This is a genomic window from Flavobacterium sp. A45, assembly GCF_002001005.1.
Lineage (GTDB): Bacteria > Bacteroidota > Bacteroidia > Flavobacteriales > Flavobacteriaceae > Flavobacterium.
The window spans coordinates 72340-87776 of the sequence record NZ_MUNX01000104.1; the positions used below are offsets into that span (position 1 = coordinate 72340).

Consider the following 15437-nt stretch of genomic DNA (forward strand, 5'->3'; position numbering starts at 1 on the left):
GCTTAAAAGATGTAATTTTGCAAAAAATTTAAGGACGATGATTAAGATTGGCAACATTATATTACCCGAATTTCCACTATTGTTAGCACCTATGGAAGATGTGAGTGACCCTCCTTTCCGCAGATTGTGCAAACAGCATGGCGCCGACTTAATGTACTCCGAATTTATTTCTTCCGAAGGCCTAATCCGCGACGCCATCAAAAGCCGAATGAAATTAGATATCTTCGATTACGAAAGACCCGTAGGAATCCAGATTTTTGGTGGAGACGAAGAAGCAATGGCTTTATCCTCTAAAATCGTTTCTACCGTAAACCCAGATTTAATAGATATTAATTTTGGCTGTCCAGTCAAAAAAGTTGTTTGTAAAGGTGCAGGTGCCGGAGTTTTAAAAGACGTAGATTTAATGATTCGTTTGACTCAAGCCGTTATCGACAGCACGCATTTGCCTGTTACCGTAAAAACCCGTTTAGGATGGGATGATAATTCCATAAATATAGATGAAGTTGCAGAGCGTTTGCAGGATATTGGTGTTGCCGCTTTGAGCATCCACGCCAGAACCCGCGCACAAATGTATAAAGGTCATTCTGACTGGTCGCATATTGCCCGCGTCAAAAACAACCCAAGAATCACAATGCCCATTTTTGGTAACGGAGATATTGATTCTCCCGAAAAAGCATTGCATTATAAAAACGAATACGGCATCGACGGAATAATGATAGGTCGTGCTGCCATTGGTTATCCTTGGATTTTCAACGAAATCAAACATTACTTCAAAACAGGAGAACATTTGGCAAAACCTACCGTTGCCGATAGGGTAGAAGCAGTGCGAAATCACCTCACTTGGGCAATGGAATGGAAAGGAGAAAGACTCGGTATTGTGGAAACAAGACCACATTATACCAATTATTTCAAAGGAATTCATTCTTTCAAACCCTTCAAACAAAAACTGGTAACCCTAGACCATCCCGAAGAATTATTTGCCGTTTTGAACGAGATTGAAGAGGCGTATTCTGGATATGAGGTTGTTTAAAAGCTTAAGCACGAATTGCACTAATTATCACGAATGAATTTGTGTAAATTAGTGGAATTCGTGGCGATTTTTTTTCTATTCCAACAATTTCTTACTAACTCGACTGCTCGCAATCAGCGAAGCAATAAAACCAAGAGTGATAATCGTCGCCATAACAATCCCTACATTTTCCAATGTAAAAACCACTGGATAAGCCAGTGTAGGAGTTATCATAATCAATTGGTACTGCTGTTGTAATAATACAAATACAACACCCAATAATAACCCAATAATTCCACCAAAAACGCTCAATAAGGTTCCCTGAAGCAGGAATATGTTACGCAAATCCTTGATGTCAGTTCCTAGATTAAAAAGGGTTTTTAGGTTTCCTTTTTTATCCAAAATCATCATGATGAGTGCTCCAATCAAGTTAAAAAGCGCCACAACTATTACCAACGTAAAGATTAAGTACACCGCAATGTTTTCAGTGTTCAGCATTTTATACAAGGCTTCATTCAGTTGTTCCTTGTTTTTTACGGTAATTTTATTTTTGAAAATGGATTGAAGTTTCGCGACAACAGCTCTCTCATCAGCACCTTGTTTTAATTTAATTTCAAGACCCGAAACCTGATTAGTTTTATATTCCAATAATTCCTGTGCCAAACCCAAATCGGCAAACACATATTTAGAATCTAAATCTTCACTGATTGCATAAATTCCAACCGGGAAAACATCTGTTTTATTAAAAGCTTGAGCAGGATTTTCAATAGCTCCCTTACCGGGTTTTGGAACAAAAACCTCAAAAGGATTATTGTAATCCAGCAGTCCCATCGAGAATTTTTGAGCAATACCATATCCAACAACTACCTGATAAGTATCGGGTTTCAGCCATTGTCCATTATACAGTTTTTTATTATAATCGCTAACGGTGTTAAAAGTAGAATCAACACCTTTTAGATAAGTAACCTCTTGTTTTCCATTAAAAGTAAACAACACTCGCTCTTCAATAACCTTTGAAAAGGAAGCCACCCCTTCAATTGCTGCAATCTCTTTTTCCTGTTTTGGTTCAACAAAAAAAGATTTTCCAAGCGTACTGCTTACTTTAAGATCGGGATCAATATCATTGGTAAACGAAAGACTAAATTCCTTCAATCCCGAAAAAACCGAGAGCACGACAAACAATGCCATTGCTCCCACAATAATCCCCATACTAGCAATACGATTAATGATATTGATAGCATTATTTTTGCTTTTGCTAAAAATATACCGCTTGGCTATGTAAAGAGGGAAATTCAAATTTTATTGAAATCTGCGTTTGTCCAACAAATCTCTATTCTCTATCGGATTTTCTTGATTTTTCAAGGCATTGTCAATCTTCTCGATATAATCCAAAGAATCATCAATAAAGAAAACCAAATTAGGCACTTTACGCAATTGCAAACGTACTCTTTGAGATAAATCGTGCTTAATCAAAGTCGAATTAGCTTTAATCCCTGCCAACGTTTCCGCTGCTTTTTCTTGAGGAAAAACACTTAAATGCACCGTCGCCACAGACAAATCTGTAGTCACCGTAACCTTGGATACTGAAATTATCAAATTTGTAATTCCATTTTTTCTCACTTCACCCTGCAAAATATCAACCAAATCTTTTTGGATAACCCCGCCTATTTTTTTCTGTCTATTTGTTTCCATGTTGCAAAAATACTATTTTTTTGAGAGACAACCTTACAAAGTCATTAACTCATAAAGTTTTTTATATTTGTTTTATGATTTAGGAGCAGAAAATTAGGCTTGTTCAGGAGACAAAATTCCTGCTGTCCGCTATATCTTTTTATCTCGTCAAAAAAGACGAGATAAAAAGGATGCCGCTTCCATCAGGGCTAAAGAGAAGCAATAGTTCTTTATTGGAACAAATTCAGAAAACAAAAAACATACTATATATAATGAGAAAAATAGAACACATTGGCATCGCAGTCAAAAACCTTGAAGTATCCAATTTGTTATTCGAAAAACTATTTGGCGCGCCCGCCTATAAACAGGAAGAAGTCGCCAGTGAAGGGGTAAAAACATCTTTTTTCATGAACGGCCCCAACAAAATAGAACTCCTTGAAGCCACCAATCCCGAAAGCCCAATTGCCAAGTTCCTCGAAAAAAAAGGAGAAGGAATTCACCACATCGCTTTTGATGTTGAAGACATTCTTTCCGAAATCGAACGACTCAAATCAGAAGGATTCACAGTCCTAAACGAAACCCCAAAAAAAGGAGCCGATAATAAATTGGTCGCTTTTTTGCATCCAAAAGGGACCAATGGTGTATTAATTGAATTATGCCAAGAAATAAAATAAAAATTAGTCAATTCATAATCAGTTCTTTTCAAAACCGATTCCTTCTATTGACTAAATTATTCGAAAATCTACCCAAAAAATACTTGTGACAATAAAATAATTGTAGTAATATTGCAAACTCTTAACCGGTCCTATAGCTCAGCTGGTTAGAGCACCTGACTCATAATCAGGTGGTCCCTGGTTCGAGCCCAGGTGGGACCACAGAAAAACCTCTCATATCAACTGATATTGAGAGGTTTCTTTTTTTTAAAATCACAACAAAGTTCTCTTTTTATACACTTTAACTAAAAAAAGGCGCAATTCATCGTAATCCCGATTGGGAAATATCATATGTATAAAAAAAACATTAACTTAGTTGTAGTAATCACCCCAAGGTTACAAACAAGGCCTATCTTGTTTAATTTGTAAGTATTAGATTAGCTTTAATTCAAAAAAGTTAATTTTAGCGTTAAAAAATTCATTTTATAGAATTATCATTTGCCCTTCAGATAATATATCCATAACTTCGCGGCATTAATTATTATAGTGTTAGGAGTTTTAAATCAAAAAGTTCTTTTTATTATTTAGTAAAGTTGATTTATTACTTTTTATAAATTTATGAAAATTATCAAAAATAAATTTTTTATCTGCATTTCACTCCTTCTTACAGGGGTAAGTAGTTATTGCGCACCACCTGCTCCAACACAAAGAGCCCCTACGCCTCCTGACTTGCCTATAGATCAAAACATAATTCAATTAGCATTAGTAGGAGTAATATTTGGCACATATATCATATACAAACAAAATAAAAAAAGACCTATTTAAGGCCTTTTTTTTGTTTTAATAAATTTTTTCTCAGTCTATTTCTGACTATACAACCTAGAAACGTATTTCCCGATTACATCAAATTCCAAATTCACTTTGGTTCCAATAATAAACGAATTAAAATTAGTGTGTTCATACGTATAAGGAATAATTGCTACACTGAAATTGCTTTTACCTGAATTTACCACAGTCAAGCTAACGCCATTTATTGTAATAGAACCTTTTTCTATTGTAATGTTTTGCAATGATGAGTCATACTCAAAAGTGTAAAACCAACTTCCATTAGTTTCTTGAATCGAAATACAAGTTCCTATTTGGTCAACATGACCTTGCACGATATGTCCATCTAAACGATCTCCTAGCTTCATGGCTCTTTCTAAATTCACGCTGTCGCCAACTTTCCAATTTGAAATATTAGTCTTTTTAATTGTTTCGCCAATAGCAGTTACCGTATAATGATTTCCAGAGATAGCAACAACCGTTAGGCATATTCCGTTATGAGCTACGCTTTGGTCAATTTTTAATTCATTGGCCAATGTCGAATCTATCGTGATGTGAATATTATCTTGCTCTTTCTTAACTTCTTGGACAATCCCAAGTGTTTCAATAATTCCTGTAAACATTTCTTATTTTATTTTACTAAATTTGCACTTCAAAATTAGCAATAAATAACTAGAGGACATTATGAAAAAAGCAGAAAATATAATCGTAGGGATTTCAATAGGAGATTTAAACGGTATTGGAAGCGAAGTCATTCTGAAAACATTCGAAGATTCTCGAATGTTAGAATTGTGTACCCCGGTTATTTTTGCCAATGTAAAAATACTTTCGTTTATCAGAAAGAATTTTGAATCCACAGTCGCTTTACAAGGGATAGACAAACTGGATCAAATTGTCATAGGTAAAGTCAATGTGTTCAATCTTTGGAGAGAAGGAATCGATTTAAGCCTTGGAACAAACGACGAAAAAGTAGGTGAATACGCTATCAAATCATTTGTTGCTGCAACCAAAGCTTTAAAAGAAGGCGACATAGACGTATTAGTCACTGCGCCTATAAACAAATACAACATTCAATCGGATTCGTTTAAATTCCCAGGGCATACTGATTATTTAGACCAAGAATTAGAAGGCGATGCATTGATGCTAATGGTTCAAGACAATTTAAGGGTTGGATTATTAACGGATCATATCCCGTTGAATGAAGTGGCTTCGCATTTAACCGAAGAGCTAATTTTTAAGAAAATAAAAACTATCAACCAAACTCTAATACAGGATTTCAGTATCAACAAGCCTAAAATTGCAGTCTTAGGACTTAATCCGCATTGTGGTGATGGTGGAGTTATTGGAACTGAAGATGATACTGTATTGAAACCAGCATTGAAAAAATTATTCGAAAAAGGCACTTTGGTTTTTGGACCTTTTCCTGCAGACGGTTTCTTTGGAAGCAATCAATACGAAAAATACGACGCTGTTATTGCTGCCTATCACGATCAAGGTTTAATTCCTTTCAAAACATTATCTTTTGGAAATGGCGTAAACTATACAGCAGGTCTAAATAAAATAAGAACTTCTCCAGATCACGGAACTGCTTATGATATTGCTGGAAAAAATAAAGCCGATTATAATTCTTTCAAAGAGGCTGTTTATCTTGCGATTGACGTATATAATTCAAGAAATCAATATGCAGAAATCAGCCAGAAGCCTTTAAAAACAAAAGAAAAACAGTTATAAACAAAAAAAGGTGAATAACATTATTAGATTTCCAATTATTTTATATCTTTGCACTCCCGAAGTTTAGGGCAAATTGTTGTTGAAATGAGCAAGACAAAAGAATATGTAATTCCTTTCGTAGGATTGAAGCTAGGGAAACACAAATTTGAGTATCAAATAAATAATGCGTTCTTTGAAATCTTTGATTATAACGAATTTCAAAATTCAGATATCAAAGTAAATGTAGTTTTAGACAAAAAAAGCAACCTGCTTGAAATTGATTTCAAACATAAGGGAATTATTAATGTTCCTTGCGATCTTACAAGTGAAGATTTTGATTTGCCTGTAAAGGGAAAATTGAAACTTATTGTTCGATTTGGGGAGACATTCAATAACGACAATGAAGAATTGCTAATATTGCCTTTTGGGGAGTTTGAAATAGACATCGCTCAGTATATATATGAGATGATTGTACTTTCAATACCACTAAGAAGGGTACATCCAGGAATAAAAGATGGAAGTCTAAAAACAGAAGCTTTGACAAAACTGAAAGAATTAGCAATTGAAGAACAAACAAAGAAAAACAAAGAAGAAAAGGAAGAAGAGAATATAGACCCGCGCTGGGACAAATTAAAGCAACTATTAACGGATAAATAATATAGTAAAATGGCACATCCAAAGAGAAAAATCTCGAAAACTAGAAGAGACAAAAGAAGAACACATTACAAAGCTACTGTAGCTCAAATCGCTACATGTCCTATTACTGGAGAAGCACATTTATACCACAGAGCTTACTGGCATGAAGGAAAAATGTACTACAGAGGACAAGTTGTTATAGATAAATCTGTAGCTCTTGCTTAATACGTTTTTGTAAATAATACTAGAACTCTCACTTCGTGAGAGTTTTTTTTGTTGTTTATAATTTCCCTCAAATAAGAAAAACTTAAAACAATTAGTTTGGTTTTTTTATTGTAATTTTAGAGACTTTTAAAAATTTTGCAAATGGCAACATTTGGCAATAAATAATCGCATATAATGAGTACAATTACAGCCGCAATTACCGCAGTTGGAGGTTATGTTCCAGACTTTGTTCTTTCCAACAAAGTTCTCGAAACTATGGTCGATACAAATGATGAATGGATAACCACACGCACCGGAATTAAAGAAAGAAGAATACTAAAAGATGCCGATAAAGGAACTTCTTTCCTTGCTATAAAAGCTGCAGAAGATTTAATAGCAAAAGCAAACATTGACCCTCTTGAAATAGATTTAATTTTAATGGCAACGGCAACTGCAGATATGCCAGTAGCTTCTACTGGAGTATATGTAGCAACTGCAATTGGCGCTACAAATGCTTTTGCATACGACTTACAAGCCGCTTGTTCTAGCTTCCTTTACGGAATGTCAACAGCCGCTGCTTACATTCAATCTGGGCGATACAAAAAAGTACTGCTTATTGGTGCAGATAAAATGTCTTCAATTGTAGATTATAAAGATAGATCAACGTGTATTATTTTTGGAGATGGTGCAGGAGCTGTTTTATTTGAACCAAATTATGACGGTTACGGTTTACAAGATGAATATTTACGAAGTGATGGTGTTGGTCGTGATTTCTTGAAAATTCCAGCTGGAGGTTCTATTCTTCCAACTAGTATGGAAACGGTAAATGACAATAAGCATAATATCATTCAAGATGGTAAAACTGTTTTTAAATATGCAGTTACCAATATGGCTGATGCAAGTGAATTGATTCTTAAAAGAAACAATTTGACTAATGAAGATGTAAACTGGTTAGTACCACATCAAGCTAACAAACGTATTATTGACGCTACAGCTCATAGAATGAACTTAGAAGATGATAAAGTATTGATGAATATTGAAAAATACGGAAATACTACTTCGGCAACATTACCATTAGTATTATACGATTTTGAACACGTTTTCAAAAAAGGGGACACTATAATTTTTGCTGCTTTTGGCGGCGGTTTTACTTGGGGATCCATTTACCTAACTTGGGCTTACGATAAAAAATAAAATAAACTAAAAAGAAATAATTATGGATTTAAAAGAAATTCAAAATCTAATCAAATTTGTAGCAAATTCAGGTGTTGCAGAAGTAAAATTAGAAATGGATGATGTTAAAATCACCATCAGAACTACTTTAGAAGGAAACGTTACCGAAGCAACTTATGTTCAACAATTACCTGTTCAAAACGCTCTTCCTCAAGCTGCCGCTCCACAACAAATAGCTCCAGTTACTGCTGCTCCAGAAGCACCAGTCGCACAAGACGCTCACTATATCACAATAAAATCGCCAATTATTGGTACTTTTTACAGAAAACCTGCTCCAGACAAACCAATGTTTGTAGAAGTTGGTAAATCTATTGCAAAAGGAGATGTTCTTTGTGTTATTGAAGCCATGAAATTATTCAATGAAATTGAATCTGAAATATCTGGTAAAATTGTAAAAATATTGGTTGATGATATGTCTCCAGTAGAATTTGACCAACCTTTATTCTTAGTAGATCCATCATAAGAAATTTTGAATGATGAATTTTGAATGGTGAATTTATCTCATTCAAAGTAATTTAAAATTTATAATTTATAATTTACAATTTCAAGAAGATGTTTAAAAAAATACTAATAGCAAATAGAGGAGAGATAGCACTTCGTGTCATCAGAACTTGTAGAGAAATGGGTATCAAGACAGTAGCCGTTTATTCTACTGCAGATGCCGAAAGCTTACACGTGAAATTTGCCGACGAAGCCGTTTGTATAGGACCACCTCCAAGTAACCTGTCTTATTTAAAGATGTCCAATATTATTGCTGCTGCCGAAATTACAAACGCAGACGCAATTCATCCTGGTTACGGGTTCCTTTCTGAAAATGCAAAATTTTCTAAAATTTGTCAAGAACACAATATAAAATTCATCGGTGCGTCTCCAGATATGATTGACAGAATGGGTGATAAAGCTTCTGCAAAAGCTACGATGATTGAAGCTGGAGTTCCTTGTGTACCAGGTTCAGTCGGAATCTTAGAATCTTTTGAACAAGCTGCTGAATTAGCCGATAAATTTGGATATCCTGTAATGTTAAAAGCAACTGCCGGTGGTGGAGGTAAAGGAATGAGAGCTGTTTGGGCTCCAGAAGATTTACTGAAAGCATGGGAAGGTGCACGTCAAGAATCAGCTGCCGCTTTCGGAAACGACGGTATGTATCTTGAAAAATTAATTGAAGAGCCACGTCATATCGAAATTCAAGTTGTTGGTGATTCATACGGTAAAGCATGTCACCTATCTGAAAGAGACTGTTCTGTTCAACGTCGTCACCAAAAATTGACTGAAGAAACTCCTTCTCCTTTTATGACCGAAGAATTGCGTAACAAAATGGGTGAAGCAGCTGTAAAAGCAGCAGAATACATAAAATACGAAGGTGCTGGAACTGTTGAGTTTTTGGTGGACAAACACAGAAACTTCTACTTTATGGAAATGAATACTCGTATCCAAGTAGAGCACCCTATTACGGAACAAGTTGTTGATTATGACTTAATCCGTGAGCAAATCTTAGTAGCAGCTGGTGTGCCAATTTCTGGAAGAAACTATCTTCCTCAATTACATGCTATCGAATGCCGTATCAATGCTGAGGATCCTTATAACGACTTCAGACCGTCTCCAGGAAAAATTACTACATTACACATGCCAGGAGGTCACGGAGTACGTTTAGATACTCATGTTTATTCAGGTTATACTATTCCGCCAAATTACGATTCGATGATTGCTAAATTAATTACTACAGCCCAAACTCGTGAAGAAGCTATTAGTAAAATGAGAAGAGCATTAGACGAATTCGTAATTGAAGGTATCAAAACAACCATTCCATTCCACAGACAGTTGATGGATGATGCTAGATACATCGCAGGGGATTACACCACAGCCTTCATGGATACTTTCAAAATGAATGACCCCGAATAAATTAATTCAAATATCAAGTCCCATTCCTAACCGAATGGGATTTTTTTTGGATTTTAAACCACAACGCCATTTTACCTGGCTGCTGTCGGGTTATCCGACTACTTTGGTAGCCAGCTCCTATCCTTCATGCGTTTGCAAAACCATTTGTATAGAAAACCAATTATTTTTCCCAAATGACGCTCGTTTGAAATCCGTTTGTTAAAACTTCCTTTCTTCTTTTATTTATAGTTATTAAATGGCCAACTTCGTACCTTTGCTATCTTGGTAAAACCAAAACAGCAATAAACAAACAAAATGATTGAAGATAAAAACCCACAACGTACCAGCATAGCGCAATTAGGAGAATTTGGTTTGATAGACCATTTAACAAAAAACTTCGAGATCACCCAATCTTCTACATTAAAAGGAATTGGTGACGACGCAGCCGTATTGGATTTCAAAGAAAAAAAAGTAGTTGTTTCAACTGATTTATTGATTGAAGGTGTACATTTCGATTTGGCTTATATGCCTCTAAAACATTTAGGGTATAAATCCGTCGTGGTGAATCTATCTGATATTTGCGCAATGAATGCCCGACCAACTCAAATCACGGTTTCTATAGCTGTATCTAATCGTTTTCCATTAGAGGCATTAGAAGAATTGTATGAAGGAATTGCCCATGCCGCTCAGGAGTACAAAGTGGATGTAATCGGTGGCGATACGACTTCTTCCCAAAAAGGATTAATCATTAGTGTTACTGCACTTGGTGAGGCAGATGAAAACGAGATTGTTTATAGAAACGGTGCAAAACAAACTGATTTATTAGTAGTCACAGGCGATATTGGAGCAGCTTATATGGGATTGCAGGTATTGGAAAGAGAGAAACAAGTTTTTCAAGTCAATCCAAATTCACAACCCGATTTGGATGCTTATACCTATTTGATTGAACGCCAATTGAAGCCGGAAGCCCGAAAAGATGTTCGTACTTTATTGCACGCATTGGAAATTAAACCCACTTCAATGATAGATATTTCCGATGGATTGTCTTCAGAGATTATGCATTTGTGCAAACAGTCAGGTGTCGGTTGTAATCTGTATGAAGACAAATTGCCTATAGATCCTCAATTTATCAATGTTTGCGAAGAATTTAATATTGATAGCACAACAGTTGCCATCAACGGTGGTGAGGATTACGAATTGCTCTTTACAATTGCGATGGAAGATTTCGAAAAAATAAAGGGAAATCCAAATTTTAGCATTATTGGGCACATGACCCAGAAGAGTGAAGGAGTGCATCTTGTTACTCGTGCCAATACAAAAATCCCTTTAAAGGCTAGGGGTTGGGATGCAATAAGCGAATAATTGATGAAATGTTTTAAAAAGAAAAAGCGACATTCTAGTGTGTCGCTTTTTTTTTGTTTTGAGGAGTTGTTAAAAGATAATCCCTCTAACTTTTGCTTCCCGAATTAAATCAATATCACTTCCGTCTTCAACTTTAAAGAGCTCTTTTAGATTTACTTTTCTGCTTTCTATAGCATGTAGTGAAATAGGGATGTATTGCGGAATATCTTTGGTTTTTGTCCCTTTAGAAATATGGAATAAAATTAATTTGTCAAATTGATCAATACCTTCAAAATCATTATTAATTTGATCAGCCATCTTAATGACAGAGTGACTATAGTATATTTCGTCTTTCAAAATGATGTCAAAGCCAAAAAGCAGTTCGTCAAATGTTAAATCATTTTTTATAACCAATCCAGCAGGATTTATAGTCTCAATTATATTTTTTATTTTGAGTAATTCAGTATACATGGTTAGCAGAATAATTTTGCAATTGGGCATCAATTCCATAATTAATTTAGCTAAATCCTCACCAGAAATAATTCCTTTTTCTTCAAAAGCAGGCATGCTGATATCTAAAAAAGCAACGTCAAAAGGAAGGGTTTCTGGATTTGTAATAATGTTATAACCTGTCTCGCAGTCCTTACCTTGTGTAAATGAGTATTCATAAATATCAGGTTTGTAACGAGTAATGGCGTTTTTATATCCGTCAATTATAAAGGGATGGTCGTCTACTATTAAAATGTTTTTTTTGATTAATTTTTCCACTTTTGAATCCACTATCATTACGTTGTAGTTTTTTGTGTTTTTTTAATTGGAATTGCTATTATTATGGTAGTTCCTTCTTCTTTTTTTGATTTTATTTCGAGGGTTCCTTCACATTCAACAGTTCTCGTTTTTATATTTTGTAGGCCAATCCCTTTTTTTGCTCGGTTGATATTAAATCCTACACCATCATCGCTAATTTTCAGTATTAAATTGTCATTTTGCTTTTTAAATTCCACTTTTATTTTGGTGGCCTTAGCATATTTATTACAATTTTGAAGAGACTCTTGAAGAATTCGGTATATATTAATTTTTACGGTATTGTCAATATAATCCCATTTTATTGCAGGGTCAATATGGGCAAGAAACTTTGAACTATATGTTTTTTTCTGTTCTTCAAATAAATTAGCAACTATGGCGACGAAGTTATTAATTAATTCTGATTTTTCTCTATTCAAGTTATGTGAAATTTCCCGAATATCTTGTTCAATATTTTTGAGTTCAGTAAGATAGTTTAGTCTTCTTTCAATACCTGAATCGTCTTTGATTTTGTTTAAACTATCCAAATTGATTCGAACACCAAACATTCTGCCCAGCACACCATCGTGCAATTCCCTTGCTACTCTTTTTTTCTCTTTAATACTATTGATTTCAATAGTGTTTTGTTGATTGATTAATAAATTATAAATCTCGGCATTCGCTTGCTGCTGCTGTTGTTTGAACAACAGTTCGCGTTGTTTAACTTTTTGAAGTTTAATGGTATACAATAATATTGCCAAGATTATGAAAGAACCAAAAATTAACAAAAGTTTCTTATTTTGACCTTCAAGATTCGTATTCTCAACTTTTATTTCATCGGTTTCATATTCTATTCTGGAGAATTTTTCACCCATTTTACGTTCAGCCTTTTGCAAACGATCATTGATTTGAATGTATTCTTTAGAATATTTGGATGCGTTTTTAGGGTCTACCGTTTCCATTTGTTTGAGGGTTTCCAGTACACTTCTTAATCGATTAGTGCTACGGGAAAGTGTAAGTGCTTGTTTGGAATACTGAATAGCTCTTAAAGTGTCATTTTTGGAAGCAAAATATTCAGACAAATGGGTTTTGTTGATGATGACCCCTGATGTAAGGTGTAAACTATCCCTAATTTTAAGCGCTCTATAGAATTGTTCAGGAAGCCCTTCTGATTCTTTAAGTTTAAATTTAGAATAGGCTAAATTATCCAATAACATTGCATATAATTTGGGTTTATTTACAAATAAATTTTCTTGTTGTAGCCCTTTTTCAAAATTACTTTTTGCTTGTTGGTAATTTTTTAAGTTCAAATACACATAACCCATATTGTTTAAGGAGGATGCTTTAAATTGCAAAACTGATGAAAAAGATTGGTTGTCAATAATGGCCAACGCTTTGTTATGGTATTCTAAAGCTCTGTCATATTCTTCCCGTTCATTGTATAAAATCCCTAAAAGGTTATACGCTTCGTAAAGCAATTCATCGGCATTTATTCCTTTTAGGACTTTCAATGCTTTAAAAACAGCTATTTCGCAGTTGAAGTAATCGTTCTCATTGTATTGTAAATTAGCTTTACCAATTCGTGTTTTGGCTAGATTGTAATTGTCGTTAAGATGAAGATATAATTTTTCTGCTTTAAAATAATTAAAATAGGCACTGTCTGAAATTGCTTTTGCTCCGTAATAATCTCCTAGATAAGTATAGGCTTTGGCCATGTTAACAGAATCATTGTTTTTTTTTGAGCGATCCAAGATGAGTTTTGATGCATCAAAATAACCTTGCCAATCTTTCATGTTGTAATACCGATTGGCCACCTTAAAAAGATTGACTTTATTAATCGAATCGTCTTTTTGACTCATAATAATTGCCAATGCTTTTTGATTGTATTTTTTTTTGTAGGCAAAAGGCAAACGGTCATCATTAGCCAAAGTTAGATAGGTAGAAAGGCTATCTTGGGAGATGTTTGTAGTTTGAATGGCTATTTTATTCTTGGTACAACCAAAGAAAATAAACAAAGAAAAGATTAGTATGTAGTTAATTTTATTCAACAGTAGGATTTGAGTTGAATCAAAAATACTAAAACTTTTCATATAAAAAAAGGCTGCCAAGTAAATGACAGCCTTTATTGCGTTGATGAAATCAATTTTAGTCTAATTTTCTATCTCTCCCTGTGTCTTGGCCTCCATTCCCGTCAATTTCAGATAGTTGATTGATGCTTTCGTTTTTTGATGTATTACCAATGATATCTAATTTTTTATCTCTACCGGTATCTTGACCTCCATTCCCATCGATTGGTGTATTTACAGAATAGTCAATGATTGAAGATGTTGTGCTTTTTGGAGAAGCAAATGAAGTTGTTGCCAATACTAATGTAAATAATCCGATAGTTAAAATTGCTTTTTTCATGATTTTGAGGCTTTATGTTGTTGTTTTTTTTTACGCTTTTGATTCCGTTTGCATTGGAATTCATTTGTAAAACTAAACAGGAAGCCGCAATAATCAATTCAAAAAAAGGCGTTTATGGTAGAAGGTATTCGTTTGATAGTGAATGGATAGTAATTCAGGGTGAACGTCTATTTCTTAGGTTTCGATGTAATTTTCATTTGCAAATTCACTAATTATAAAGTCAATATTGGTTTTGTAAGACTTCGAGAATGGAAGTTTTATTGTAGTTTTCTTAATGTAACACAAAGAATTCCCCGTGTGGATTCTAGAAATAAAATTACGATTTACTATATAACTATTGTGGATTCGTATAAACGGATTGGTTAAGACGGTTTCAAAATGTTTCAATGTTTTGAAAGCCGTTATCATTTCGCCATTTTTTAAATGAATATCCGTAGAGTTATTATCGGCTTGAAAATAACATATTTCGTCAGAATCAATGTACCTATGGTCTCCATAAGATTTGACACATAAGATAAATGATTTTTTATTGCTTTTTAATTCTAAATTTTCAAGATTTCGTTTTTCTTTGGCATTTGGATTTTGGACAAGAACAACTTCGTCTTCTGTGTTTATTTTATTCAATTTATGAATCAATTTTACAAAATCGATAACTAATAAGGGTTTCAATAAATAATCGATGACTTCGTATTTGATACAATCGAAAGCAAAATCTTTTTTCTTGGTAGTAATGACAATTTTTGGTAATTCTTTTAAATACATCATTAATCCATTGATTAATTGTAAGGAGAGATTGCTGTTCTTATCGATTGGATCTATTTCCAAGAAGATGAGTTTAGGCATATGCTCTAAAATTAGATTTACGCCGTCTGCATAATTATCAGCGGAAGCAAGAAAATTTAATTCCGAAAATTCACTGGCAATTGCCTTTGTTTTCAAAACGCTTTCTGGATCGTCATCTATAATAATGTAGGTGTAATTCATTTTTTAAAACTTAATTTTAATGCTCAATTTTTGTTCTTTTTTAAATTTATGACTTTCTTATTTTAAAAGATGCTCCAAAAAGAATAGAATAATTGGAATAAAAA

General features: G+C 34.1%; 17 protein-coding genes and 1 tRNA gene. 11 read left to right on the forward strand and 7 right to left on the reverse strand.

Features of this window, described 5'->3' with window-relative positions; all coding sequences use genetic code 11:
* Positions 1-37: 37 nt before the first annotated feature.
* Positions 38-1030, forward strand: coding sequence for a tRNA dihydrouridine synthase DusB (dusB, locus tag B0E44_RS13400; RefSeq protein WP_077376088.1), 993 nt, complete (start codon positions 38-40; stop codon positions 1028-1030).
* 75 nt (positions 1031-1105) lie between these two features.
* On the opposite strand, the gene B0E44_RS13405 is transcribed toward dusB, so the two are convergent.
* Complete coding sequence (locus tag B0E44_RS13405) at positions 1106-2305, reverse strand: FtsX-like permease family protein (protein ID WP_077376091.1); 1200 nt, start codon at positions 2303-2305, stop codon at positions 1106-1108.
* Between the two features lie 3 nt (positions 2306-2308).
* Positions 2309-2701 carry a 30S ribosome-binding factor RbfA gene (gene rbfA, locus B0E44_RS13410; RefSeq protein ID WP_077376093.1) on the reverse strand — a complete coding sequence of 131 codons (393 nt, stop codon included), beginning with the start codon at positions 2699-2701 and terminating at the stop codon, positions 2309-2311.
* Between the two features lie 251 nt (positions 2702-2952).
* Between rbfA and mce the strand changes: the two genes are divergently transcribed.
* Positions 2953-3354 carry a methylmalonyl-CoA epimerase gene (mce, locus tag B0E44_RS13415; RefSeq protein ID WP_077376138.1) on the forward strand — a complete coding sequence of 134 codons (402 nt, stop codon included), beginning with the start codon at positions 2953-2955 and terminating at the stop codon, positions 3352-3354.
* 127 nt (positions 3355-3481) lie between these two features.
* Positions 3482-3555: transfer RNA gene (locus B0E44_RS13420), tRNA-Ile, on the forward strand.
* Between the two features lie 638 nt (positions 3556-4193).
* Here the strand turns inward: B0E44_RS13420 and B0E44_RS13430 are convergent.
* Entirely contained in the window at positions 4194-4781 is a 588-nt protein-coding gene (locus tag B0E44_RS13430) for a riboflavin synthase (RefSeq protein WP_077376099.1), read from the reverse strand.
* 58 nt (positions 4782-4839) lie between these two features.
* Here B0E44_RS13430 and pdxA point away from each other — a divergent pair, with 58 nt between their 5' ends.
* From pdxA to thiL, 8 genes are all read left to right on the forward strand, one after another.
* Positions 4840-5889, forward strand: a complete 1050-nt coding sequence (gene pdxA / locus B0E44_RS13435; RefSeq protein ID WP_077376102.1) for a 4-hydroxythreonine-4-phosphate dehydrogenase PdxA — start codon at positions 4840-4842, stop codon at positions 5887-5889.
* An 84-nt stretch (positions 5890-5973) separates the two neighbouring features.
* A complete protein-coding gene (locus tag B0E44_RS13440) occupies positions 5974-6525 on the forward strand; it encodes a DUF177 domain-containing protein (RefSeq protein ID WP_077376105.1) in 552 nt (183 codons plus the stop codon).
* Positions 6526-6534: 9 nt separating this feature from the next.
* Positions 6535-6729, forward strand: a complete 195-nt coding sequence (rpmF, locus tag B0E44_RS13445; protein WP_022828950.1) for a 50S ribosomal protein L32 — start codon at positions 6535-6537, stop codon at positions 6727-6729.
* A gap of 174 nt (positions 6730-6903) precedes the next feature.
* Entirely contained in the window at positions 6904-7902 is a 999-nt protein-coding gene (locus B0E44_RS13450) for a beta-ketoacyl-ACP synthase III (RefSeq protein ID WP_077376108.1), read from the forward strand.
* Between the two features lie 22 nt (positions 7903-7924).
* On the forward strand, positions 7925-8404 hold the full coding sequence (gene accB, locus B0E44_RS13455; RefSeq protein ID WP_077376111.1) for an acetyl-CoA carboxylase biotin carboxyl carrier protein: 480 nt from the start codon (positions 7925-7927) through the stop codon (positions 8402-8404).
* Between the two features lie 89 nt (positions 8405-8493).
* Positions 8494-9840 carry an acetyl-CoA carboxylase biotin carboxylase subunit gene (gene accC / locus B0E44_RS13460; RefSeq protein WP_077376114.1) on the forward strand — a complete coding sequence of 449 codons (1347 nt, stop codon included), beginning with the start codon at positions 8494-8496 and terminating at the stop codon, positions 9838-9840.
* Positions 9827-10042 carry a hypothetical protein gene (locus B0E44_RS18615; protein WP_124019334.1) on the forward strand — a complete coding sequence of 72 codons (216 nt, stop codon included), beginning with the start codon at positions 9827-9829 and terminating at the stop codon, positions 10040-10042. Before accC ends, B0E44_RS18615 begins: the two co-directional genes overlap by 14 nt.
* A gap of 92 nt (positions 10043-10134) precedes the next feature.
* Complete coding sequence (gene thiL, locus B0E44_RS13465; protein ID WP_077376117.1) at positions 10135-11181, forward strand: thiamine-phosphate kinase; 1047 nt, start codon at positions 10135-10137, stop codon at positions 11179-11181.
* Positions 11182-11250: 69 nt separating this feature from the next.
* Here thiL and B0E44_RS13470 read toward each other — a convergent pair whose 3' ends face one another.
* The 4 genes from B0E44_RS13470 to B0E44_RS13485 form a co-directional block, all read right to left on the reverse strand.
* Positions 11251-11946 (reverse strand): response regulator, encoded by a 696-nt coding sequence (locus tag B0E44_RS13470; RefSeq protein ID WP_077376120.1) that lies wholly within the window; start codon positions 11944-11946, stop codon positions 11251-11253.
* Entirely contained in the window at positions 11946-13991 is a 2046-nt protein-coding gene (locus B0E44_RS13475) for a tetratricopeptide repeat protein (protein ID WP_254423297.1), read from the reverse strand. Before B0E44_RS13475 ends, B0E44_RS13470 begins: the two co-directional genes overlap by 1 nt.
* A gap of 97 nt (positions 13992-14088) precedes the next feature.
* Positions 14089-14349, reverse strand: a complete 261-nt coding sequence (locus B0E44_RS13480) for a hypothetical protein (protein WP_077376126.1) — start codon at positions 14347-14349, stop codon at positions 14089-14091.
* A 174-nt stretch (positions 14350-14523) separates the two neighbouring features.
* The gene (locus B0E44_RS13485; protein WP_077376129.1) at positions 14524-15333 is read right to left on the reverse strand and encodes a LytTR family DNA-binding domain-containing protein; all 810 of its coding nucleotides are present in this window, start codon (positions 15331-15333) and stop codon (positions 14524-14526) included.
* Positions 15334-15437 lie beyond the last annotated feature (104 nt).

Bases quoted from the DNA above. Each gene is read 5' to 3' on its own strand.
- B0E44_RS13485 (WP_077376129.1), bottom strand. From the start codon at position 15,333: ATGAATTACACCTACATTATTATAGATGACGATCCAGAAAGCGTTTTG.
- mce (WP_077376138.1), top strand. From the start codon at position 2,953: ATGAGAAAAATAGAACACATTGGCATCGCAGTCAAAAACCTTGAAGTA.
- B0E44_RS13480 (WP_077376126.1), bottom strand. From the start codon at position 14,349: ATGAAAAAAGCAATTTTAACTATCGGATTATTTACATTAGTATTGGCA.
- rbfA (WP_077376093.1), bottom strand. From the start codon at position 2,701: ATGGAAACAAATAGACAGAAAAAAATAGGCGGGGTTATCCAAAAAGAT.
- B0E44_RS13440 (WP_077376105.1), top strand. From the start codon at position 5,974: ATGAGCAAGACAAAAGAATATGTAATTCCTTTCGTAGGATTGAAGCTA.
- rpmF (WP_022828950.1), top strand. From the start codon at position 6,535: ATGGCACATCCAAAGAGAAAAATCTCGAAAACTAGAAGAGACAAAAGA.
- B0E44_RS18615 (WP_124019334.1), top strand. From the start codon at position 9,827: ATGACCCCGAATAAATTAATTCAAATATCAAGTCCCATTCCTAACCGA.
- accC (WP_077376114.1), top strand. From the start codon at position 8,494: ATGTTTAAAAAAATACTAATAGCAAATAGAGGAGAGATAGCACTTCGT.
- B0E44_RS13470 (WP_077376120.1), bottom strand. From the start codon at position 11,946: ATGATAGTGGATTCAAAAGTGGAAAAATTAATCAAAAAAAACATTTTA.
- B0E44_RS13450 (WP_077376108.1), top strand. From the start codon at position 6,904: ATGAGTACAATTACAGCCGCAATTACCGCAGTTGGAGGTTATGTTCCA.
- B0E44_RS13430 (WP_077376099.1), bottom strand. From the start codon at position 4,781: ATGTTTACAGGAATTATTGAAACACTTGGGATTGTCCAAGAAGTTAAG.
- accB (WP_077376111.1), top strand. From the start codon at position 7,925: ATGGATTTAAAAGAAATTCAAAATCTAATCAAATTTGTAGCAAATTCA.
- dusB (WP_077376088.1), top strand. From the start codon at position 38: ATGATTAAGATTGGCAACATTATATTACCCGAATTTCCACTATTGTTA.
- thiL (WP_077376117.1), top strand. From the start codon at position 10,135: ATGATTGAAGATAAAAACCCACAACGTACCAGCATAGCGCAATTAGGA.